The sequence below is a fragment of the Corallococcus praedator genome, assembly GCF_003612125.1.
In the GTDB taxonomy this organism is placed as follows: Bacteria; Myxococcota; Myxococcia; order Myxococcales; family Myxococcaceae; genus Corallococcus; species Corallococcus praedator.
In genome coordinates, this window is the sequence record NZ_RAWI01000966.1 from 1 (window position 1) to 459 (window position 459).

Sequence of the window (459 nt, forward strand, 5' to 3'; positions counted from 1 at the left end):
GTGCGCACACTGCTGCGCGCGGGTGTGGCCGTCGACGTCTGGGATACCGCGGCGTTCGCGCTTACCGCTCACCTGCCACAACGAACGAGAACAGCCGGCTGCGCAATTGCCGGAGGCTTCGTGATCGCCGGCGCGCTGGCCGATCTGCAACTGGACCGGTAGTCGACGATGGACAACATCGCACGTACCTTGCGGGCGGCGAGTATCAATGCCGTGCGCTTCTACAACAGGCGGGAAATAACGGTGGCGCAGCCGGTTCCGGACACTCCGGTGTTGTTCGTTGCCAACCACGGGTTCGGTGGAATCATCGATCTCAACGTGTTCGCGTTCGCGGCCGCCTACGACGAACTGGGTGTCGACCGTGAATTGATCACACTGACGCATCAGATTGCCTGGACGCTGCATGCCGAGAAATTGATCGAGCCGTTCGGTGCCAGGCCCGCGAGCAAGCAGACGGCC

Annotated in this window: 1 protein-coding gene; it reads left to right on the forward strand. The window is 62.7% G+C overall.

The window, feature by feature from the left end; all coding sequences use genetic code 11:
• Window positions 1-168 precede the first annotated feature (168 nt).
• Window positions 169-459 (forward strand): lysophospholipid acyltransferase family protein (locus tag D7Y13_RS42625; protein WP_208734614.1); only part of this gene is annotated, 291 nt, incomplete at its 3' end.